At 44.9% G+C, this 22,555-nt stretch carries 24 protein-coding genes and 2 tRNA genes; 1 reads left to right on the top strand and 25 read right to left on the bottom strand.

What is annotated here, in order from left to right; genetic code table 11:
* Positions 1–11 precede the first annotated feature (11 nt).
* The 15 genes from ACP4IT_RS08010 to ACP4IT_RS07940 form a co-directional block, all read right to left on the bottom strand.
* Positions 12–5,258, bottom strand: a complete 5,247-nt coding sequence (locus tag ACP4IT_RS08010) for a phage tail tape measure protein (RefSeq protein WP_426855478.1) — start codon at positions 5,256–5,258, stop codon at positions 12–14.
* Between the two features lie 258 nt (positions 5,259–5,516).
* A complete protein-coding gene (locus tag ACP4IT_RS08005) occupies positions 5,517–6,164 on the bottom strand; it encodes a hypothetical protein (RefSeq protein WP_251945981.1) in 648 nt (215 codons plus the stop codon).
* Between the two features lie 72 nt (positions 6,165–6,236).
* Positions 6,237–6,725: a hypothetical protein gene (locus ACP4IT_RS08000; RefSeq protein WP_259030891.1), complete on the bottom strand. Its 489-nt coding sequence runs from the start codon at positions 6,723–6,725 to the stop codon at positions 6,237–6,239.
* A 19-nt stretch (positions 6,726–6,744) separates the two neighbouring features.
* On the bottom strand, positions 6,745–7,839 hold the full coding sequence (locus ACP4IT_RS07995; RefSeq protein ID WP_259030890.1) for a hypothetical protein: 1,095 nt from the start codon (positions 7,837–7,839) through the stop codon (positions 6,745–6,747).
* Positions 7,840–7,841: 2 nt separating this feature from the next.
* Complete coding sequence (locus ACP4IT_RS07990; RefSeq protein ID WP_259030889.1) at positions 7,842–8,306, bottom strand: phage neck terminator protein; 465 nt, start codon at positions 8,304–8,306, stop codon at positions 7,842–7,844.
* Positions 8,307–8,319: 13 nt separating this feature from the next.
* Positions 8,320–8,694 (bottom strand): hypothetical protein, encoded by a 375-nt coding sequence (locus ACP4IT_RS07985; protein WP_259030888.1) that lies wholly within the window; start codon positions 8,692–8,694, stop codon positions 8,320–8,322.
* A gap of 2 nt (positions 8,695–8,696) precedes the next feature.
* Positions 8,697–9,011 (bottom strand): hypothetical protein, encoded by a 315-nt coding sequence (locus ACP4IT_RS07980; RefSeq protein WP_259030887.1) that lies wholly within the window; start codon positions 9,009–9,011, stop codon positions 8,697–8,699.
* Between the two features lie 6 nt (positions 9,012–9,017).
* The gene (locus ACP4IT_RS07975; protein ID WP_259030886.1) at positions 9,018–9,614 is read right to left on the bottom strand and encodes a hypothetical protein; all 597 of its coding nucleotides are present in this window, start codon (positions 9,612–9,614) and stop codon (positions 9,018–9,020) included.
* The gene (locus ACP4IT_RS07970; protein WP_069360159.1) at positions 9,611–9,958 is read right to left on the bottom strand and encodes a hypothetical protein; all 348 of its coding nucleotides are present in this window, start codon (positions 9,956–9,958) and stop codon (positions 9,611–9,613) included. Before ACP4IT_RS07970 ends, ACP4IT_RS07975 begins: the two co-directional genes overlap by 4 nt.
* 16 nt (positions 9,959–9,974) lie before the next feature.
* Positions 9,975–11,042, bottom strand: a complete 1,068-nt coding sequence (locus tag ACP4IT_RS07965; protein ID WP_426855473.1) for a phage capsid protein — start codon at positions 11,040–11,042, stop codon at positions 9,975–9,977.
* Positions 11,043–11,044: 2 nt separating this feature from the next.
* The gene (locus ACP4IT_RS07960; protein ID WP_259030883.1) at positions 11,045–11,671 is read right to left on the bottom strand and encodes a DUF4355 domain-containing protein; all 627 of its coding nucleotides are present in this window, start codon (positions 11,669–11,671) and stop codon (positions 11,045–11,047) included.
* A gap of 101 nt (positions 11,672–11,772) precedes the next feature.
* On the bottom strand, positions 11,773–12,732 hold the full coding sequence (locus tag ACP4IT_RS07955) for a hypothetical protein (protein WP_259030882.1): 960 nt from the start codon (positions 12,730–12,732) through the stop codon (positions 11,773–11,775).
* Entirely contained in the window at positions 12,698–14,254 is a 1,557-nt protein-coding gene (locus ACP4IT_RS07950; RefSeq protein ID WP_259030881.1) for a phage portal protein, read from the bottom strand. The genes ACP4IT_RS07955 and ACP4IT_RS07950 overlap by 35 nt, the downstream gene beginning before the upstream one ends.
* 196 nt (positions 14,255–14,450) lie before the next feature.
* Positions 14,451–15,749 carry a PBSX family phage terminase large subunit gene (locus tag ACP4IT_RS07945; protein ID WP_259030997.1) on the bottom strand — a complete coding sequence of 433 codons (1,299 nt, stop codon included), beginning with the start codon at positions 15,747–15,749 and terminating at the stop codon, positions 14,451–14,453.
* Positions 15,718–16,437, bottom strand: a complete 720-nt coding sequence (locus ACP4IT_RS07940) for a terminase small subunit (RefSeq protein ID WP_259030880.1) — start codon at positions 16,435–16,437, stop codon at positions 15,718–15,720. The genes ACP4IT_RS07945 and ACP4IT_RS07940 overlap by 32 nt, the downstream gene beginning before the upstream one ends.
* Before the next feature lie 119 nt (positions 16,438–16,556).
* Between ACP4IT_RS07940 and ACP4IT_RS07935 the strand changes: the two genes are divergently transcribed.
* Positions 16,557–17,177, top strand: coding sequence for a hypothetical protein (locus tag ACP4IT_RS07935; RefSeq protein ID WP_259030879.1), 621 nt, complete (start codon positions 16,557–16,559; stop codon positions 17,175–17,177).
* Here the strand turns inward: ACP4IT_RS07935 and ACP4IT_RS07930 are convergent.
* From ACP4IT_RS07930 to ACP4IT_RS07885, 10 genes are all read right to left on the bottom strand, one after another.
* Positions 17,174–17,332: a hypothetical protein gene (locus tag ACP4IT_RS07930; protein WP_259030878.1), complete on the bottom strand. Its 159-nt coding sequence runs from the start codon at positions 17,330–17,332 to the stop codon at positions 17,174–17,176. The genes ACP4IT_RS07935 and ACP4IT_RS07930 overlap by 4 nt on opposite strands.
* 53 nt (positions 17,333–17,385) lie before the next feature.
* A complete protein-coding gene (locus ACP4IT_RS07925; RefSeq protein ID WP_141268209.1) occupies positions 17,386–18,435 on the bottom strand; it encodes a hypothetical protein in 1,050 nt (349 codons plus the stop codon).
* 457 nt (positions 18,436–18,892) lie between these two features.
* Positions 18,893–18,966, bottom strand: a tRNA-Ile gene (locus ACP4IT_RS07920).
* Between the two features lie 106 nt (positions 18,967–19,072).
* Positions 19,073–19,138: transfer RNA gene (locus ACP4IT_RS07915), tRNA-Leu, on the bottom strand.
* A gap of 81 nt (positions 19,139–19,219) precedes the next feature.
* The gene (locus tag ACP4IT_RS07910; protein ID WP_015474112.1) at positions 19,220–19,687 is read right to left on the bottom strand and encodes an ArpU family phage packaging/lysis transcriptional regulator; all 468 of its coding nucleotides are present in this window, start codon (positions 19,685–19,687) and stop codon (positions 19,220–19,222) included.
* Between the two features lie 190 nt (positions 19,688–19,877).
* A complete protein-coding gene (locus tag ACP4IT_RS07905; protein ID WP_225367608.1) occupies positions 19,878–20,285 on the bottom strand; it encodes a YopX family protein in 408 nt (135 codons plus the stop codon).
* A 152-nt stretch (positions 20,286–20,437) separates the two neighbouring features.
* Positions 20,438–20,866, bottom strand: coding sequence for a hypothetical protein (locus ACP4IT_RS07900; protein ID WP_259030873.1), 429 nt, complete (start codon positions 20,864–20,866; stop codon positions 20,438–20,440).
* A gap of 154 nt (positions 20,867–21,020) precedes the next feature.
* Entirely contained in the window at positions 21,021–21,425 is a 405-nt protein-coding gene (locus tag ACP4IT_RS07895; RefSeq protein WP_426855469.1) for a RusA family crossover junction endodeoxyribonuclease, read from the bottom strand.
* Entirely contained in the window at positions 21,418–22,128 is a 711-nt protein-coding gene (locus ACP4IT_RS07890; protein WP_087609347.1) for an antA/AntB antirepressor family protein, read from the bottom strand. The genes ACP4IT_RS07895 and ACP4IT_RS07890 overlap by 8 nt, the downstream gene beginning before the upstream one ends.
* Positions 22,129–22,139: 11 nt before the next feature.
* A complete protein-coding gene (locus tag ACP4IT_RS07885; protein ID WP_157662351.1) occupies positions 22,140–22,547 on the bottom strand; it encodes a hypothetical protein in 408 nt (135 codons plus the stop codon).
* Between the last annotated feature and the right edge of the window lie 8 nt (positions 22,548–22,555).

Genomic DNA, 22,555 nt, shown 5'->3' with positions numbered 1-22,555 from the left:
TCCTTTCCCTTCTAAATTGGAATACCGCCAAGATCGTTGGCTCCAATCTTTTCCATAAATTTATCAACTAAATTATCATTCGATTCGTTGATTGCATCCTGAATTTCACCAACAGCTTTATCGTCCGCATTACCTTCGATAGTTACATAGACTGGAGAGCCAGTAACTTCAATCTTGGTGCCCCCGACGCCACCATTAACAATCTTCTTGGATGTTTTGTGATCAAATACATGTGCATCTTGTTTAGGTGCAATGAGTTCCCAACCCTGTTCACCAACCATAGATAACTGGCCAGCAGGAATGTCTCCGCCTTTAGCATATCCATGACCATTACCTAAGTAGGACAGGTCTTTTCCATAGCGATGTTTGGCATAGTTCAATCCAGCTAAAACGTTATCATAGCCGTTCCAAATGCTGCCATGACCGGAAACTTTATTGGCTGCAAAAGTTCCTGGCTTTACTTGCATTAAGCCCTCTGCATGACCATCACTTAATCCGTCAGTCCCTCCCATTGCTTTGGGATTACCACCAGATTCAGTATTGATTTGTCGTAAAACGCGGTTAACCATGGAAGCAGATGTAGACAAGTTTAAAGCTCCAAGAGCTTTCTTGACTAATGATCTCCATCGCTGGACACCAGACCCTCCGGGGTTACCCTGAGAACCACCGGCTGCATCCATTAAGGGTGCAAGGTGCTTCTCAATCCATGACATCATGCCCCCGGTTTCACTCTTAATGAGTGATTGAAGTGACCCTTTTTTCTTAGAAGATTTGGACTTATTACCGTAGTTACCCTTGAGTTTTGTTACATCTAGCCAGCCGGCAGTGGAAGACCCTCCAATCGAGAACATTGGGTGGGTCGTGGCGCCAATGTGAACGTGGGTCCCACTCGGGCCCAGTTTTGCAATGGCTTGGCCTTGCTTAACATGTTCGCCAGTATGAACCATGATGTCAGCGCCAGAATTATTCTTACCGTTGAGTTCTTGGTAGATAAGAGACAATTTTCCACCCTTAGTAACGACAGATTGACCAATACCAGAGTTGCCTCCCCAACCAGAAGGAGCTCCGCCAACACGCTTAACGACAGCATCTTGCAAAGCATGAACAACTTTAGACCCGGAAAAATCGACTCCATCGTGTTGTGAAAATCCGCCGCTTACTGCGCCACGATTTCCGAAACCAGATGATACAGACCAGCCGGAACCTGGTGAATGACTTACAGGGCCACCTCCGCCTGAACCAAGCGCATTAGAAGCCATGGACCACAACGTACTCCACCACTCGCTAGCCTGACCTTTCATTTTACTGAAAAATCCACCGGCAAATTGTTTCATAACGTCGCTGTTACCAGTAGGGCGTTTCAAAATCCCACTCAAGAAACCACCCGGATTTGTAATTAACTTCTGAACGGTTTTCAGCTTATTCTTGATACCGCTAAAAGCACTTCCGGCAAAATTAACCGCGCCCTTGACAGCTTTAGACACCGTCTTTCCAATGTCAGAAAAAATACCAGTCCCTTTTGCAAAATAGCCTGTATCCATTCCCAGTGATCTAACCTCAGTAGCATTAAGTACTTCTGCTCCTGGCTCAAGTATGCGTTGAACATTGCGTCCATGAATAATTTCACTCATTCCGTTAGGATGTAATAGCATCTCACGATTCCCTGTTTGGGGCGAGTCATTACCATCATTTAGTGTCGCCAACGTCGGCCGTGTAATTGCTTTGCGTTGCCCTGAACCAAAGTAACCAGTACCAGTTGCCAAATGTACTTTAGCAATTTTCCCAATCGCTTTGTCTGAACCTCCGAAAGCTTTAATAACTGAATCAATGCCGCCAATTCCCGTATTTATGACTCCAATGACTCCGTTAATACCATCCTGCGCATGTTTTTTAATTGAATCCCAAATTGACTTAAAGGTATCGGAAATACCGGTCCAAGCCTTGTTCCACTTATCTTTAATATCATCAACTCTGTCGCCAATTACTTTTTTAAGCTTATCCATGAAGTTTGAAACTTTGTCATAGACATCTGAAACTGGATCAATAATGTACTTCTTAAACAGCTTCCAAGCCGACTTAGTGACCGATTTGATAGTGCTCCATGAAGTTTTGATTCCCTTAACGACATTCTCTACAATGTAGCGTTTCACGGCGTTGAAAATAGATTTTACTGGTCTGACGACATATTTTTTCACTGAATTCCAGGTAGACTTAGTGATTGAACTGATGAAATTCCAAGATGACTTGATAGTCCCCTTGACCTTCTTACCAATCCACGTTCCAACACTCCCAGCTGTCTTCTTGACTGGTCCGATGACGTGCTTTTTAAACCCGTTCCAGACGCCAGAAGTTGTATTTCCAAGCAACCTCCAAACACCACTGATAACGTTCTTAATGCCCTTAAACGTCGATGAAATAAACTTAGCAATTGGCGTCAGAATCCTCCGGATAGGCCCTGAAAGCTTCTTCCAAGCAATGATTGCTAATCCGACAACGAGAGCAATTGGAGCAAGGAACGTCCATTTAAGAGCGGTCACGAAGCCCTTGATAATTTTGCCGATTGTCTTAAAAACAGAGCTAAATGCACTGGCGAGCGGCTTTAGGAACTTCTTAACACTTTTAACCATATTTCCAATAGCTTTACCGAACGATCGCTCCCACTTGAGTTTTCCGGTGAAAAACTTGCCAATCCCGCTGAAGGCCTTGCCCACGGCGCTACTAATTGACTTCTCCCAGCCGAGCTTCCCTGTAAAGAGGCTACCAAGCGTTTTATGAATCTTTGGCATAGCCTTCTGGACACCTTTGCCGATAGAACCACCCAGCTTGGTACCAAGTAGTGTGCCACCAATACCACCAAGAACAGTTCCGATGCCAGGGAGAATAGCAGTTCCAATAGCGGCACCCGCAGCCCCGCCAGCAAATGAGCCACCAGCGCGGCCAATCTTTGTTCCGGCATTTTTCTTGTTCATACCGATTAATTCAGTCGCCGATAGAATGGCATTAGCCGGTGAGGCCGTTAAAAGTCCGCGACCGGCTGTTTTTAGCAGACCTTTAGTGCTGCTACCCGCAACCGCACGCAATCCACCGGCCTTAAATAGGCTTTTGGCACCACTAAAGATATTTTTGGAACCGCCACCTAGTAGGCTCTTATTGTTCTTGATCCCGGAGAATATGCCTTTAGCATCATTGAAACTGAGAACCTTTTTGAGCCCTTTACTACCAACAGACTTGATACCTTTAAAAGCATCACCAAAAATTGTGGCACTTGCTTTGGAATCAGCAACAGCTTCTGTGGCATTGACCGCCGTTTTAACAGCTCTACCCTTACCACCAAACCCCAGCAAAAAACCGCTAGCTACTTTCAGCAGCTTAAAAGTGGTTAACATTCCTGCCAAAACACCGGTTATCGTTAATAGTGTAGCAAGAGTAGTCTTCACACCTTTAGGCCATCCATTTATCGCTGTTAGAATTTTGTTGATATACTTTAGTCCATTAGCTAGGCTTGGCAGAACCGATCGAGCGAAGCTCATGCCCATGTCATCAAGAATGGACTTTGTTCGGTTAAGCTGGTTCTTCCAGGATTTCATATTCTTAGCCGCTAGATTATCATTATATGATTTGCCATTCTTCTGTCGAGTAGCACTTTGTGCTTGTTTCGTCAGTTTGCGAACGGTATTTGGATCTTCTGCTAAGTAATTTCCGGCCTCTTGTCCTGTGGTACCAAAAAAGTTATGCATGAACTTCAGGCGCTGTGTCCCACTTTGCCCCTTCAAATGCTTATTCAAAATATCCATTAAATCCGGTAAACTCTTTAGGTTATTATTTTTATCCAAAAAGTCACTAGAATTAATATGATACTGTTTCATCGCATTATATTGAGCACTCTTTGGACTTGAAGACGGTGCAGCAAATGCATTAATAACCTTCCGGTATCCTGTTCCAGCAATTGAGCCGTCTAATCCATGATTACTGAGAGCACCCAAACTAGCTGTCGCTGAAGCTAAACTCTGGTGGGCCGAGTGAGCAGTTGCTCCCGCATATTTGAGAGCTTCACCCATACCTGGGAAATCCGTCGCAGTTAAATCGGCCACATAAGACATCTGGTTAAGCACTTGATTCGTGTACTTTTTCATCTTTGAGACCGATTCACCGGCCTTTTGTCGATACCCAAATTGTTCCAGCGCGGATGATCCATAATTAACGACAGAACTATACGGATCCTTAGTAGCAATTGATGCCTGAACGAATGCTTTATGCGATCCTGCCTCTTGCTGTGACGAATAGCCACGGCGAATTAGTTGTTCAGACCCAGACGCCAGCGCACTCTGATCAAGTCCATATTGCTTAGATAAACGTCTATTTCCGCTCTGAATTTCACGTGTGCTTGCGGCCGCCTGGCGATTAGTCTCCCCAGAGGTCGACAATAGGCCTTTGACGGTGGTGTATTGATCTTGTAACTTGGTAGCTTCCCCAGCCGCTTTGCTAAAAGCTGCTCCCAGACCTAAAACTGACGGAATCGCCGCGGAAAAGACATTACGAATACCCGAGAACGTACCGCGTAATTTTTCACCATGTCGATTAAAGCTTTGCGTTTCCGCCGAAGCCTTAGCCATCTTACTCTTAGCAGTAGTCAATTCTTTGTTGGTGCTTGAGATTTGAGTCTGAAGCTTTTCAACTTGAGTTCTCTGCCGATTGTAGGCAGTGGAGCTCTCCCCACTGGCGTGCTTTACTTGGTCAAGGTACGATCGTTCCTTCTTCAGGAGGTTGGTCAGCTCTTGATGCTCATGGCTTAAACCATCAGCCTTAGCTGCCGTAGCCTTTTCTTGGTCGCCTTCCATTCGTAACCGGTTGACATAAGCTTTGTTGGCCTCCATCAAGCTGTTAACGTAACGGCGACTTTGATCAAGTTCTTTACGATATCTTTGTTGAGCGCGTGTCGTAGTCGTAGTTGTCTCTTCAGATTGCTGCCGCAGTTTATTTCCATTTGCACTGCTTGTTTGGCCGAGTTTTTTCATGTCCCGCGTCAAACTAGAAACAACCGCACTGACTTCTTTAAGCGAATCTGAGGCTGACTTAACACGAGATATTGTACCCGCGTCAAATGCACTAAAGAGGTCTTTGAAACGCGGAGCTAAGTCGCTAATCTTATCACCGCGTTTCTCTAAAGCGTTCAATGACTTATTCAATTCCTTAAGATTAGCCATATCAGGGAACTTAAACCCTAAGTCGATATCTGCACCATGAATCGAATCAGCCATTACTTGCCGCCTCCTTTGAAGGACTCATAAATTCCACCGTTAACCGCGGCTTTGATTAAATCAAACACGCGCTTTTCATGCTTTTGTGCCACTCTAATTGCTAGTTGAAGTTGATCGGAACTCAAATGCTTAATATCTTCGAGGGACAAAACTCCCCACAAGACTGGAAACATTACGCCATATTGAGATTTGACTAGCTTTTCTATTTCTTTTTTCTTATCCTCGTCGCCATCAACGACATCAAAGTAAGATGGCGCATTATTTGAGTTGAGAACTTTGAAGAAACGTTAGCCCCTTAATAAGCACCGCCAAATTGCCGTTATATGTCAACGCCTCGGCAAGAAATTCTTGTGCCGCACCGATTGCAAACATCCCTAATCCGTATGCATACCCACCAGCATTCCAGTAATCTTCTTTGACTACTTGCTTGTCAGCTGTCCGATAGATTTCTTTGTCAACCTCTTGTAATAGAGCATTGATGTTATTGGCCCCTGATGGACGGTTTGCCATCATAAATAGCTTAGCGGCAGTTCGCATCCCAGGAAGGACAAGATTCAGCTTAATTTCTTCGCCCCGCTTATTTTTCTTCGTAATAGTTTTATGCTTGAACTCTTCAGGCAAATCATTTTCCATTTGGCTATACGACATACGAGGTTCTGTAATCACATCGTTCATGATACGGTCGAATACTTCCCCATAATCAGATGTATCATCACCAACATTGAGTAAGTCAAGAATTTCAGTAGTTGGACCGATATCTGGTTCCATAAGTCCAATCTTGCGAGTGTGCTTCTTATCGTCCTTATCTTTCCAATCAACAAATCGTGTTTGTTGTGCAGCAGCCATATCCGTAATTAGATTTGGCTTAACGGCCTTGTTTTCAGTGTTTTTATTTTGTTCAGTCATGGCAAAAAGCTCCTTTAATTTTATTTGAATCAATGCGGCCGCACCCTTCGACAGGTACGACCGTTAATTTGGCTACTGCAACAGTGCCAATTCATCCGGATCGGGACGTTGAACAATATATTCACTAGCTAAAATTTTCCATGGAAGAGTCCATGCTCCATCATTTTCTTGTTCCGTTGGTTGTCCAGAGATCAAGCAAGCATTCCCAATGATGGTCCGACCAGTCAATTGGTTAACAGACTTAATTCCAAAGGTTGGGTCTTGTGACATAATGTCAGCATTCTGCATCAAGTCGAAGAACCACTGAAGCAGATTATTAACGTGTGAACCTGGCACGGTGTTAAGGGTGAAAGTACCGGAACGGTCGTTAGAGATGAAGTGCATTTGAGCACCTTCAAAAGTCTTTTGAGGCGTAACTACATCTCCACTAGGTGCAGCTTCTAGCTTTTCACCAGACTGGCCCCCGATAACAGGCAAAGAGGTTCCATTAAAGATAAGGTAAGTTTTCATATAGCGCGCAGCAGATAAATCGTACTTCGTGCCTCCCATTGTTTCTGGCATATTCTATTGCTCCTTTCTTCTAAAGAGTGACATTCAAGGTCAATTCAATCTCATCAATGTCATCGGCAATCTTTACTTGGACAGAAACGCCCTTCAACTTACGGTTATTTACATCGGATTGCGATACGTTAGCACGCTTAGGGATTGTGACATGTGCTGACTTACCATCGTCCAACTTGTCTAGCACACCTTTAGATACGAAGTCATCGGTGACGGCTAAAATAGTTTGTTCAAGGTCAGCAATTGTATCGTCGTTGTAATTAGGGAAGTTCGTGTGGTTGAGCTTCTTTTGTAGCCCGTTTTCGATACCATCCCCCACTAAATTGACATGAACGAATTGATCAATATAGTTATTAGCCAAGGCCTTACCTTGCAACACCATATTGTCTCCCGCTTTATTGACCACGACTAGACCGCGCAAGTCTCGGATGGTTTCAAAATCATCAACCACGAGGTCGGCATCTGGGTCGAACTCTGGTAGGCCACCGATATGTTGCCAATCGACTGGCCAATTAGCAGCTGCATAGGCTGCGGCATTATCAATTGCGAAGTTTCCCTCTGGAACGACAAAGCCTGCCGTATTTGTTAGAACCGACTTAGTCGTTTGATATGCTGCAACATGTTTTTGCAAGGTTTGAAGTTCTTCAGCTGTCCGAACTTGTGCAATCAGCATTAGGCGCTGCTGATCATATAAGAAATCAGATAATTGCTGTACTTCTTCTGATGTGAAAACATCATCTAGTAGCACATAAAGCACACCATCGTATAGATGATTCTTAACCCCCGTAATGATTCCCGGAACAATGACATCAGATGCTGTCACCGTGCCATCAGTAGCAACGCTAACATCACCTAAATTGTGCAAAACGGCATCTGAACACCCAACAACTTCAATTGGAGCTGTATATTGGCTAACTTCCCAGATATGTGAAGCTTGCTTGTAGACATTAGTCGTTTCGTCATAGTCTTCGGCCAATGTATCAGCATCTCCATAGACATTGGTCTTAGTCCCCTTAGTCAAAATCAAGATTAATGGGGTACCAAGATTAGTCGTTGGTAACTGCACGTTGATAATGGTGTGCACATCAGATTCGTGTTTAACCTTCACTACCACGTTTATTCCTCCTTTGTTTTTTCAAAATTAAAAGACACATCAACAGACTCAATTCGGCCTGATTGTGTATCATCACTAAACCCATCGAGCAATTCAATTCTCAGATCGGTTCCTTCGGTAAAAATAAAACCCGATGTTAGGTCGTCTCGTTGAGGCGGTATCATCGTGGCTTTTTGAATAACAATATTTTTTTGAAGTAGCTCGTAAGCTGGTTGCTGTTCTCGGTAAAGTTTTGAGAGCCAATAAGCAATTGCTTTGGCCTCATTCTTAACGTTAGAGAGAACTTTCATCTGAACATGAATGATAACTGGTTCGTTATCCATCGCTTCAAACGTTTGACTTTGTGGGTCCATATATTGGTCATACTCAACATACGGAAATGAAGGAGCGTCACCAACAACATCCACATCACTAACTTCTAATTCTGGTCGATATTTCTTGACCTGTGCAATTAAAGCATCTTCCAAAGTTTGAAACAGGTTATCGTTGATTGCCGCCCACCTCCTTCAACTGATAAAGTGTCTGGTTGGCATTTAATGACTGGCCAGCACCAACTGTGTGATACTCTTTGCCATTTGTACTGACAAGCGTATCTTTCGGCCAATCACTACGCCGCGATATCCAAACAAGTGTGCCGACTTCAATACTTCCACCGCCAACATTTTCAAATGTTAGGTTAGGATTATTGTTGTTCACAATAGGCTCAGTTAGTTCGACTGGATCGGGGCGATTCACAATAGGCTGCCCATGTTCATCCCGCTTACCTGTCCCATTAACTGGCTCACTGACCTTAATTGGGGTGGCAAGCATATCGAATCCATATCCGAACCCGCCAAAACTATTGAATGCTGGCATAACTACTTACCGGTACCGGTTGGCGCATCAGCAGTGACCTTTTCACCATCTGCTTCACTTTCAGTGGTGACATTCGTTGGTGTTGCTCCGCCTTCAAAAGTAAAAGCTGGCAGCTTGAAGTAGTCGCCTAGAACTTCTTTGGTCTCTTGATCAAAGTAAAACGCTTGGTAAGCCCCAGCTGCTGCAGCTTGACCATTAGTCAAACCGGTAATTTTAGCTGAATACTTACCATCATCCCCAATAACACCAGTAAACTTGGCGTCATCCGCCGTAGGTTTGATGATTGAACCGTCTGCAATTGCAAGTTTCATTGTCATAAAAAACTACCCCTTTTCAATAAAATATGTGATTGAATTTAAAAGTTTCTTGTTGTCAATCAGTGGATCGTTAAATCCCTTGACTGATCTTGTTAGTGACGCGTTGGATGGCTTACTAAAGTAACGAATTGTACTTTTCATATTTGCCACCACACGTCGTCCCATAAGTGTTTGAACCTCTTCAACTGATAGCTTACCCACCATCATGTTCCTAACCAGTAAGGCCCCATAGCGGGACCACAGCTGTATATGCTGAGCGTATGTGTATCTTAGAAAGGGTCTAGCAGGTATACGGGTCTCTTTTCGCAAAATGAACATGATTTTTAGTCCACTAGATGAACTCCCGTCTTTTAAAGCAAGCACATTCTTTCCTTTAGGGCGGAACATACCGGGAACTTGACTGGCATGTTCAACATGCATCTTTCGAGCATTTTCAGTGGGAATTACCAGCCAGTCACCATGTACTGGACGGATGGTTTTACCATATTCCTGAACCAAAGCGATCATCGTTAAATGACGATCTGAACGCGGCACGCCAATAATGATATTATCTCGTTGAAGCTGTTCTAGCTGTGAGATAGCATGAGCCAACGTGTTACTCATTCAGTCCACACTTCCGCCCAGTTGCCACCAGTACCAGCAGAATCGACAAGCTCATTGTAGTCAATCAAAAATGAGTCATTGCCACTAAGCTTGTCGAAGTTGTTTTGAGAATTGCCGAGCGTATCTGCCGAAGCAACTGGTCCGTAGCTCATAGCAGTCGCAACGAAGAGCAAATGGCGAGCGTAGTCGATGGTTCCATCGAACAGGTCGTCATCCTCCAACCCATCTCGTGTAGCCTTTCGGTCAGCACGTTCAATTGCCTTGGTGACCACGTCTTCCGGTATGCTCTGAAACATTACTTCGATGCCTTTGACGTCGTCTACAGTGACTGTACTATCGGCCATCTAGCTCACCTCCCGACTACTTTCCGCCGGTTGTGTTTGACGTGGAAGCGGCTGTTGAAGGCTTCGCCGTTGTGTTGACGCCTGGAATGACAAAGTCTTTGTCGATGGTGAAACCGTACTTGATGATATGAATATCTCGGACATCGTTAACGGGCGCATATAAGGCCTTGGTGCCATCTTTCAGATCAGCCTTCCACTTAGTCGGATTAGATTCAACAGCCATGTCAGCCATCGTCCCAGCGACGTGCATCGTGCTTACTCGCTTTTGACTGATGGCAGAAATACCACCTTGGTGTAATTCGTCACGGACCAGAGCAACACCATGTGCTGGTGTTGCAATAGAGTAGTTAATCGCCCCAGAACCGTAAATGTAGGCACAGGTCTTACCATCAGTGGTCAACGGAACTTGGTCATCTTGGGTGATCAACATGCCGTTATAGTTCCCGATAGGCTTGCCACCGTCACTTGGTTGTACGAAGGTAATCAGATTTTGGTTAAGCAGATAGTTGTATGTCCCTGAATTAACTGCCATTCGTGTTGGCTTATCACCAGCAACATCACCCATACGAGCCATTGCTTTGATAAAGTTAGTCGCTGAGAAGTCTTTTTCAGCACCGACACCAAAGGACTTAGCTTCCAGAATATCTGCGTTGAGATACGTTGCATTTAAGACCTGGAACATACGTTGAGTGTCAACATGGTTCCAATAGTCAGGGAACTGAGCGGACAAGGCATTAAGTGTCTGGGCGCCAGTCACCATCTCATCATAATCAGAGCTCCCAAATACTTGTGCATCAGTCATTTTGACATCGTTTTCAGTGAAACTAGTTCCGTCATGAGCGACTAAATCGGTATGATTGTTCCAGTCTTGTGGTTCCAACGTTTCGTCGATATGCTGTACGTGAGGAATGGTAATAAAAAGCCCCCGACTTAGCAGTTGGGGACCGAGTTTATCATCATTCTTTAAAATTCCAGACCGAATCATGGCGTTCGTCTCCGTCATGCGATCATAAACCCAATCTGCCCAGACTTCAGGAATAAAATTCTGGGATAGATCGGCGATGGTACCGTCAATAATTGCCATCTTTAATTACTTCCTTTCAATTTTTGATAAAGTTCTTTGTCACTCTTGTAGAGGTCCATTCGTTCCGCGGGATCCATGGCTTCGAATTCCTTACGTGTGATATCGCCTTTGTTGACGGCTGGCCCAGAGTTGCCCCCTTGTGGCGTCCGTCCACCCTTAGAACGTTCAGCGATGGTTTGATCAATGGCGCCATTGAAAGTCTTCTCGAAGGCTTCTACGTTTGCCTGGCGAGTCTGAGGATTGAGGTCGGTGAGTGATTTGGCAAACGACTTAGGCAAACCCTTACTGGTCAACAATTCTTGGGTCGCCGTCAAGGCATTCTGGCGTTCTTGCTCTTGTTGTTTCTTATGCCATTCGTCCTGTTCCTTTTTGAGAGCTTGGCGCTCATCATCGAGTGCGGCCTTAGCTTTCTCCTCAGCAGTCATTTGGGCACGGGTCTCACCCTCTTTGAGATACTTAGATTTAAGCTCGTCCTGTTGCTTCTTCCACTCGGACTTGTTCTTTTCATCGACCTCACGAGCCTTAGCAGCCATCATCTTGTTAACATCTTCTTGAGTGTACGTCTTAGGTGTTTCATCTTGGCCGCCATTTTCAGCGAAGTATTGTAGGTTCAATTTCATGGGTTTCATGGTTTGGTTCCTCCTATCGGTTTAAGTGAGAAGCACTAGATTGCCGGTTCTTTAACGCCCGCCGGTAAAAAAGGGCATAAAAAAACACTCATCTGCGAGTGCTAATAGACAAACGGAATCTTGCTACAACGACAGTTTGGGTGTGTATCACCAGGAATTGATGGTGCACCCGCTAATGTATAGGGACCTTGATCTGCGATTGCTTGACATTTTTCACAAGCCCCAGGCTCAGTCACCCATTGCACCATGGAGACGCCGTTCAAGCGATAGGTTGACATATTGACTTCATCAATAAGCCTAGCAGACTCAGTACGAATAATTCGCTGTGTGCTATAGTCCACCTGCTTCATTCGATCAGCCAGAGATTGCCTTGGTCGAAATTGCTTAGGATTTACATGTTCAGCTAACATGCCTTGCATATCCTTTAAATCCATTCCATGACGTAAGTGCTTGTTTACCAACGTCTGTACGTCATTAGCCATTTCTTGACTGTTCAACCACAGTTGATCACTCCATAAATTGCGAGTCTCCTGCTGGGTGATCACACTTTTAGCAGTAGATTCAGTTGGTAGCTCATATATAAGCGGCGTCTTAACTTTTCTGTCAAGATATTGTTCTAAATTAACCTCAAGATGTTTTATCTGGCTAGCCTGATCAGTAGTCAGACGGTCATTGATTAGCTGTCGCATGTTTGCGGTCATGTCTACAACAGCAAGACCAATGATGGCATCAATCATGTTTGTCAGATCATGCCCGGCCTGATAGCTATATTTTCCTGCCTGATATTTAGCCTCATCATCCCAACTGACCATATCAACAGAGTTGACTGCTTTTTTCCATTGCTGCATATCCCAACCCGTTATTGCATGACGAGTTTGAGCAAGTGACAGCCCAGTTTCACCGGCGTACTGCATATAAAAGTCCTGAAGGTTGTCTCTAATCATCGTTAGTGCCTGACGATATAGCCTATCGGACTGTGAGTTACTAATTTCATCTTGAGCTAGGAGTTCATTGATACGTCGTTTCTCATTCTGCTGCGCCAGTTGCTGGATTGTGGCCATCAGGATCACCATCTCCTAGATTTTTCTTTGCATCACTCAAGGCTTGCTGAAAAGTGCCGTGTGTATTCCCAACATTTTTCTCATCCTCAGTATTCTGGCGTTCATCTTCGGTACCACTTGGAACACCCGTGATATCAGCCATCCGATCATGTGCCGTCTTGACGGACATAGCACCCGCGGCCAGCGCCTTAGTAATGAGGTCGACTTGCTTGGCATCATCCTTAGGCATGTTTGGTGTGAAGGAAACGGTGACGTTGCGGTAGTCCTCAGCATTTACACTTCCAGCCTTCGCGTTTTCCCACTGAATCGCTAGCAGGCGTAGGCGCCACATGATACTGGACTTAAACGCGTTCTGCAATTGAGCTTGGTGTTGATCAGTCCCCCACAGCTTGTAAGACAACTCTTCACCACTTGAGTTTCCAGAGAAGCTCTCATCGCTCATGTCCGGGGTGTTGGTCCCTTGAATGATGCGTTGCTTGATTTCATCAATATAAGTCTTCCAGTCAGTGGCATTGGTCTCTTTGGTCAGATACTCGGCCGTGGTCTGATTGAATTGCTTATTGCCATTGGCGTCCTTGAAAACGTAAGGCTTGAGAAACATCGTATTAGCCATTGTGTTAACTGCAGGCTTCATAGCCTGCTTATTTTGCTTCCCATTGTGATCTTTGAAATCGTAAGTGATTTTCCCCGTGACGTTGTCAACGAAGAGATAGTCACCATTGCTGTCAGTCATGGGGTCCTTGTGGTTCCCACGCTGGAAAACACCGGAAACAACTAGCTTGGCATTGCTGAAGTCCTCCTGGGAGTTAGCCATCTCACTCTTCGCGATGTCGTAGGCGTCAATATTGTCGATTTGGCCTTCCCAGATACCCACTCGCTCCTCATTGAGCCGATATTCTAGCAGCTGGACGTGTCCAAACAGATGTGAGCTACTGTACGTTTGTGTCCAATTGTAAGATGGGTCACCCTTGGCATCGAAGTAGTAGACGTGGTCCTCGGTGTAGACTTCGATTTGGTAAGTCGTCACATTCTGAACGTTGACTGCAAAGTAGCGGACAGCAAACAGCTCGACGGGCTTCACGTCCGTAGACCACACCACAAACGCCTGGTTCGGATCGACTGCTGCCATCTCGGGCACATTGCTGCCCTTGGGGCAATAAATCAGTTCGTAAGCTCGGCCCGTGTTACAGGCGTTCTTGAACAACGTCATCTCATGGTATGGCTCATTATTGACACGATTAAAGACCTTCAGTTGGTCAAGAAAGTTCTGCCCGTCGTCCTTATCATTCTCCGGATTGTCGTACCCGTAGGTCAAAGGATTCGCCAGCTCGTATCCAGTGTGAATGTCCGTGATGTACTGGGGATAGCCGGAGTTGATTTTCTCATCTGACTGGTTCGGACCCTTACCACTATTCCAGTAATGAATATTTTCATCACCGGCATAGTAGCGCTCCAGCTCCAAAATACGAGGAAGCTGATAGTTATAATGATCGTTCACGTACCATTGGATTAGCTCAACCATTTTTTCCGATGCTATCTCCCCGCTGTTCTCGCAAGCGGCTTCCCAGCGGCTTCGTGGGATTGCATACGTTTGGTTTGCTTCGAAGGAGTAGCGGCCACCGTAGCGCCGCCCATTAAGCATCGTGATTGAATTCCACATTGGACGGATAGACCGTCCGTGCGCATTTCTGTCATTGGTTTCCGCCATTTATCTCACCTCAAATCCATTCTTCTCCAGGGTCAATTAGACCCTCATTGGCTAGTAAATCTTCTTGCTCATCAATATCGACATCGGGGTTAAGAGCGTCGTTACGCTTCATAACGGCCTCAGTGGCCACACCGTAGCGAGTCATGTCCATATCGTCATCGTTGAGCTTAACCGGTTCTCCGGTCTTCTCGTCCCATACGTACTGGTAAATTTCATCTAAGAAGCAGCTCTTAGGATTATCGATAACGCTCTGAAGCACCAGAAACTGTCGCCGTTTGATCTTACCAGCAACCATTTCTGTCCCAGTTAAACGTGCCTTATAGGCGTTATCAGCATTAAATTTCTCATCTTGGAAGCGAGCCACGTACTCTGGACGGGCAGAATCACAGTGGAACGCGATATTTCGCCCGTACTTCTTACAAACCTCTCGGGCCACATCAATCCAATAATCAATCTGTTTATGCTGGCGCGTGGTTTCTTGAAGCAGGTAGGTCGTACCCTGGGCATCTTCGGCAAACACGCCGATGACCCCTTTATGTTCAAACCCCCAGTCAACCGCGGCGTAGTAGTGCAAATGCTGGTGGGTCTTGACTTGCTCAAACTGCTCATCAGGAATGATATTCTGGTCCTTGTCGAAATCACTGTAAACTAAGCCTTCGCCAGCAGTCCACAGCCCTTTAATTGCGCGATCATAGTACATGCCGCTCGGCGTCGTTGCCTTCAATCCGCGAACGTAGTCAGGATCTAGCCGGGTGTTGTCGTCGATGGTAAAGTGATTGGTCACAATCTCCGGCGATTTGTTGTCGATGTACTTAGTCTTAAGCCAGTGTGTTGGAACATCAGGGTTCGTGTCGCAAACAACACGGGCACCGGGACGTGAACACCGCTGTCGAATTTCAGCGAAAACTTCCTCGTTAGCCATAGAAGCTTCGTTAATGTACGCTCCTGTGGCCGTCATGCCCCGCACGGCTCCTAGCCCAGCAATTGACCCAGTAAAGGCTTGAACGACTGTGACGGGCGGTAAACCGTTGAATTTGATTTGGAAGGAATTGTGCTTGTCAAACTGAAACTGCAAACCGAAAGTGTTGGCCAGCTCAACCAGGATGTTGTTGTAGATGGATTTGCTAGAAACACCGGCCAGAATGTAAAGCGGGTGTGCAACGCCCAACTGCTTGGCCAACCGCGCCGCGTATCGCGTTTCCAACAAAAAAACGAAGTTGTCGACGTAGGTCTTACCAGACCGGACAGCTCCGTAATTGATCATCAATTTCCACTCTTTATTGGTCAGCTCTTGGCGCAGAACCGTCATTTGCTTGGGAGTGAACAGACGGCTTAGTCGCTTGTGGCTTGTCGGCAGCTCCAGTCCGCCCCGTTTCTTCTTGACCAATCTCATCATGCCCTTCTTCATCATCTTCTAACGTCTCCTCCGTAATTGTGGTTAGCAGCTGGTCCAGCGTATCCATTTGGCTGCTATGTGAGTTAGTTGCCCCGGCTGCCTTGGACTCAGCAATTGATGCTTCAGCCTTAATCTTTCGAGTTTTAGCCGATTCCAGCTCGGGATTGAGGCCTTTACTGATTCCCAAGACGCGGGTCAGAATGTCGGCAGCTTTCATCGAATCTGAGTTCTTGGTCTTGGTGTCGACCACATCGTCAACATCTTCGTAGACCAGCTTGTCGTACGTGTCCCCATCCGAATTGGTCATGGGAATAGTTCGAGCCTTTCGCAGTGTGACAACAACCTGCTCCAGCTCTTGACGACGCATGATTCGGGTCAGGAACTCCAAGACCTCCTGCTGGCTGGCAACTCGCTCACTAGCAAGTTCTTTAAGCCGGGCATCGATATAATCCTTAATGGCAGGTTTTAGCAGGTTTTCCTGTCCAATGACCCGGGCGGTCTTCTTGCTATATCCGGCTTTACGGGCCGCATCAGACGCGTTCCCACACTCGATGTAAGCATCAGCGAACTTCTGCTGTTTTGATGTTAATTTATGTTTCATTACATACCACCACACCTCCGTTTTTGAAGTCTGGCACATTTGATGCATATTTTGTGCACAATGAGTGTACTCCCTCCGCCCAATCTCTTGGTATAATTGTCCAAAAGAGGTGATAAACGATGAAACCTAGCGATAAGATAAACAAGGTTATACTTGAATTTCTTAAATCGTATAACGATGAAGTAAATCTCGTTGTTTTTAAAAAACTATTTCACGCAGGTGCTTCAGAAGGTTATTCTAATTCTCAAATCGAAAAAGCATTTGTCGCAATGGATCGCGAAAACGCAGGGTTACTACAGCCTGAACTCATGCTAGATGCACAGGGAAACGGAACTTTGAATACGTCCCTTGCCGATTCCTGGCTATCAATGAAAGGAGAAGATTACTTGGACAATTTAAATCATCCGAAAGAGGAAGAAACATTAAGCCAAAGCTTTACTATAAATGGAAATAATATTTCAATCGGTAACAATAATCAAAACTCATTTTCCGATAATCACTCTATCAACGTAACCGCCCAGATTGATAAGCTTTTGTCTTACAAAAGCAAGCTTGACCCAGCCGATCAGGCCACACTAGATCAATTTGCAAAGGAAGTACAAAATACTCTTGCTTCCCAAGACAAGCCCAAGCAAGGCGCACTCAGCAAGTTCGGTAATTTCCTAGATAAAACTTGGAACACCATTAGCCCCGTAGCCGCACCACTACTGGTTGAACTTGCAAAAAGAACCTTGTTCTAATTGATACGTTTAAGCCGTTCGCAATCGTGCAACGGTTTTTTCTTATCTTCCCGTTCTCGGCGCTTCTTGGCCTTAAGCCAGCGATCTAAGTCACCTAAGCACCGTGCTTCGGTTGAGCTGACCAGGCCAAACTTTGTATTTACCATCTGGCCCATGCCGGCCACCTCCTAATTTTAGACAAAATAAAAACGCCCCGAAGGACGTTGATTTAAGCAATCGTTGGTGTTCCATCTTTTACCGCTTTTACCATTCGTTCGATATCCTCGACCATCTTTGTAGGTCCTGCCCCTGTGTTATGGTAGAAAATTGTGTTCATTCTACCAATGTCGAACGGCAACTTTTTATCATAATCATTTTCATAGCTTTCCTCATCACAAATAATAATCGTTTCTTTACCCAAAGTATGGCACATCCCTAATTCATAGTATACGTTAGGGTTTTTATCACTAATATCAACAATCACAATCTTAGCCTGGTTAATATACGTCCAAATATTCTCCATGATATCCATATTAGGCTTAAACATGTTTCCGGAACGTACAACTGTCATACCAAAGTCAGATTCAAGTTTTGGCTTGATAACCTCGTCAAATATTTCTAATCTGCCCTTAGTAAAGGGCAGGGCACAAAATACCATATTCTCATCAACTGAAATATCTCTGGCCTTAAAAATCGGATTAACCCGCATATTTCCTACCTGCTTTCTATCACGTACACTTTTAATTAAATCATTGGCCGCCTTGTCAAATTCAACATAGCATTTATTCATCCCTCTATCTGATACAAATAAGCTTAATAGTTGACCAAACCTCTGGAAATAATTATCAGCCATCACCGATTTACTCAAAGTTTCCTCTTGTATTTGAAATTGTGACAATCCATTTAGCTCCATAAATACCGCATCATTAAACCCCATTTTAATTTTGACCATATCATAGAAAGCATTTCTAAAATGAACAAAATTTGGATTAGCCGGTTCCCTATACTCTAAAACTTCACTCAGTGTGCTTATCTTATTAGTTGCTTTCTCAAATGAGAAGGCAACTATTAACCTATCATCATAGTCTCCAACTACCAGATTGATAGGGGCCTGCAGCATAAAATCATATTTACTAACGCCATAGCTTTCTCTCAATGTCCAAGCCCTAAATATAATAGCATCTATCAAAATTTGAAAAGTCTCAAATCTCAAACCAGCGACCTTATTTGGTGTTGATAGATCTTTGAAACTGAATGTTACCTCAGAAAAAAATTTCATAACTAGTTCCTCCAAACGATAACCTTATTCTATACAAGTTTCGTCGAAAAAACTATTCAACAGTCAAATAAAGCCCGGTCATCACTCCGGGCACTAAATACGAAATCACCTAACCGATGCAGGCGAGACTTCTCAACCGAGAGGAGTCTTCACCTCTTTTCAATTAGATTTTTGACCCAATGTTAAGCAAGATTTGTTTAGGGCCAATGTACTGGCAGGGATTCGCACCCTGCATAGCCTTAGTGTGCTATGGCTGGATTCTAACCAGTAACCTCACGCTTATCAGGCGTGCGCTCTTCGATTGAGCTTACATGTCCGGCCTTGTCCCATGAAGTTAGGAATTTCAGTTCTTACCCTCATGAGTCAATGCGTCTACCTATTCCGCCACAGTACGTGATGGGCGCTATATCCTTGGATGAACGGGAGAGCTCATCTCCTTAGGTTTATTTGCGCCCAATGGACCTTGTAGGATTCGAGCCTACGACCGAACGGTTATGAGCCGTCTACTCTAACCAACTGAGTTAAAGGTCCTTAATGGCCGGCTATGCAGGCCGGTCAATTTTATGCAGGAGTTTGGCGAGTTAGAACATACGCTTAAATGAAGGGGAGTCGCCTCCCATTTTGTAATACTCGCCAATGCACGCAGCGGGAGTCGAACCCGCGTCAAACAATTACTGTCTGCTCTGCCATTGAGCTATGCGTGTTTTTCTTAATTCTTTCGATGTTACTAGAATAACCCTTAAATATGGCTAGTGCCTGCTGTCCGACTGCACAAAAACTGCACTCAAACTGCATCAAAACTGCTTTTTTTAAAAATATGGAGATCATCAAGCATGTAGCAATCGGCAAACTGTAATAGTGCTTTTGGCTTCCAAACGTGGAAATAGCTGGACTCAGAAAATCCTAAGTCCATAAAGCACATAGTATCTGATAGTTCTTGTAGATATAGTTCATCTAAGATATTCTGGCAATCTTTATCACAGTGTTTAATTGCTTGGATTGTCCGTTTGACGACTTCTTCGGCATATAGCCGCCGCACAATTCTTGACTCTGTCGCGTTACCTGATGGCTGAGATTTTGGCATTCCATCATAGCTAGGTGATTTTAAATCACTCATTGACTGTCCACTGATACGGACCATCTTAGGCAATACTACAGATAAAAAGTGTGTCACGTTTTGCAAAGTTGCTCCAGCATCTACTTCTGGGAAGAGACTTCCCATATTCACATTGTCAAAATCCAATTCAGCCAACCCTTTCAGCCCCTATCAATGGTATAATTAATTTGTTGACCATTGAGTAAGAACAAATTTGGGTAAGGGCTGTTGTGTCAGCCCTTTTTTGCTGTCTAAATATTTTGTGATTGCTTTTCCAGCTATAACCCACGCTCATAAACTGCATGGTTGAGTGCCACATCGCCGCCATAGCTTGCCATACCTTGCATCATGTAATTGCGATACTCAATCTGTTCGTGTGTACGTTACCAATGACTTCAATCTCATTAATATGGTCACTAACTAGCATCTCATTCCCAGTAGCCAAGTCTTCTCCAAGGATATAGCTATTGCCATCCTCCATAATAACTTGTGAAATTTTAGGTTGAGCATACTTATAGCTAGACTTAACAATGTCGCCTTCGTAGATTTCCTTGCCATTGGCATCTTTCAGGCCGGTATATTGCTCCAATTTAAGCTGGCTATTGTCTCCAACAGGGCCATCATTTCCACCTTGCACATTACCATCAGCAGGACTAGCTTCAACCCAGTAAGCCTTGCCATCTATAAACTCTATACAGTCGACTTGTAGCATTTTATGCTGCGTTTCGTCCCACACTCTAAATTTTGGTATCATTATTTGTCCTCCCAATCTCAACATCACTCGGTGCCACCTCAATATGCCTGTGGCTGCCTTCAACTTTCATCATCGCTAACCGCCTATCACCACGAGTGATCCAGCATATCCATGTTGCAGGCTGTTTATCGTGGCGTCGGTAGCAATACACCTTATCGCCGTGCTTCATTGTCTGCCTCCCGTAGCTTCTCTCGCATGCAGCGCACCCAATCCTTATCACGGTGCATAACCCTAGCAATTCCTTGGTTGTTAGGCTTGTTCATGTGTTTGACGGTGTATTTCAGCTGTGTCAATTCATCTGGTGTGGCTTGAAAGTGCAGTTCACCATTATTTTTCATCTGTTTGCGTAAACTTTGAATGTATCCAGAAGATTTTTGTTTATCTAACGTAATTTGAGTATTTGTATACCCATGACAAATCAAATGACGTAATACCTCATTTGCTGGTGTATGTTCGTAATCATTAATTCGATTAGCCTTCGTATTAATCTTCTCAGTAACCTTTTCAGGCCAATTACTTGGCTTTCCATAATTATCTTCAGCGTCGTTAATTAAGTCCATTAGTTTTGAATTTCTCGCCATTTTAGTCAATCCTCTTTCCATTATTCACCTAAGAGTGTACCTTCGACCCTAAACCTTTCTATCAGCTTTAGCTCGTAATTGGCTCATCGCACGAGAATCTGGGGCCAATAAAGTATTAATAATGAGGCTATTTTCAATTATTTGGCCTCTTTGTTCACGCCTCCGTAACTGTGACTTCGATACGTGGATCGTCTGAGTAGTACTTGCTGGCTGTTAAATCAACAATGCAGTTGTCATCTTTCCAGATAACGCCTGTGAGCGCGTCTTCAATGAGCTTGACGTAATTGGACGTGTCTGGTTTAACTATTGGCCGATGAACGTTCTGGGCCCGTCTAGCATGTTCAATGTTACTGACACTGTCCTGTATTGGCCGATAAATGGCGATGTGTACCGACAATGGTTTTTTGCCAATTAAATCACCGTGATACTGTTTGCTAGCTTCCAATGACACATACTGCTTATACGCCCGACTTTTCAACGGATCATACGCATGTCCGCTACGATTAAAACGTGGCCGCGCTGCTGGTACTGGTTCACCATATACGACTAACTCAATCACCGGCGACACCTGCCAATGGTAATTCTGTCTGCTGAATCAACATTTTGGTAGCAGTGCTGGGCCGCCAGTCATCGATGTACTTCATAGCTTTGTCGAAGTCCTTGGCCTTAATCTGGATTCGTGCACGGACGCCACAAACTTGATTTAGTCCGCCATTGATATCTTTATACAGTGCCGACCGTTGCTCCTTGGTCAACTGCAGATGACGGTCACGAACGTAGAAATTGACTGCCCTAGATACGCCACGGCTGACTGTCGTATAGTCGCCAGTCTCTAGTCGGCGATTCTCCTCGAAGTCGTCCATGCGTTCCTCAACGTGGTCTAGCCGATGATTGGCACGGCTCCCAGTCTCAATCAACAAGTCAATTTTCTGTTCTGGCGTCATGACCAGTTCGGCTTGCTTGGCTCGCTTCTCCATCGAAATAAAGTACTCGCGGGCCTGCTTGCCCTTTGGTGTTCTCTGAATCATTGACACCTCTTTCGCCATGTCCAAAGCCATTGCATATTCAATGCGAGGCCGACCACCACGGCTTTTCCCCGAAAGTGGGGAAAAGTCCTTACCTTCGACAAACCCGTAATCAGTCATGTCTTTAAACCAAGTTGAGAAGTCTTTCCCAACCTCCAAAAAGTCATGCAATCCTCGAGCATCAACTGCAACGCTATCGCTACCGTTGCCCATAATTAACTCTTGTAAATTTTTCATGGTGTAGCCTCCTAGTCAAAATTTCTGTCCCCGTGTGACCGTACAATCTCCCAAAGAATCTCCGCCGCTGCACGCCGCCGATGTGTCCCAGGCCGCTTGAATTTGCTACGCAAGCCCGTCCAATTTCCATTGGGGCAAAGCACCGCGTCAACATCCCTAGGCAACCGCCGCTCTTCGTAAAGTTGAACAGCCAGCTCCTCCGTGGTCACCAAGTAGTTTTCATCCCCGTAGAAGGTCAGTCCGTGGCCTGACTGGAAGTCTGCCATAGATGACTTGACCTCGTAAAAAGCAAAGGTGCCTAGCTCTACGGTGGCCGGCTCATCAACGAGATACGGCGTAAACGGCTTGAATCCCACAAAGTCCACACGCCGGTTACCGGCCATATTTTTGTCAAAATTAACCTCCGGGCTCCAGTACATGTGTGCGG

This window comes from Levilactobacillus sp. LN180102 (assembly GCF_050106635.1).
Taxonomy (GTDB): Bacteria; Bacillota; Bacilli; order Lactobacillales; family Lactobacillaceae; genus Levilactobacillus; species Levilactobacillus brevis.
The sequence above is the reverse complement of the archived record's forward strand: the minus strand, read 5'-3'. Positions and strand labels throughout refer to the sequence as shown.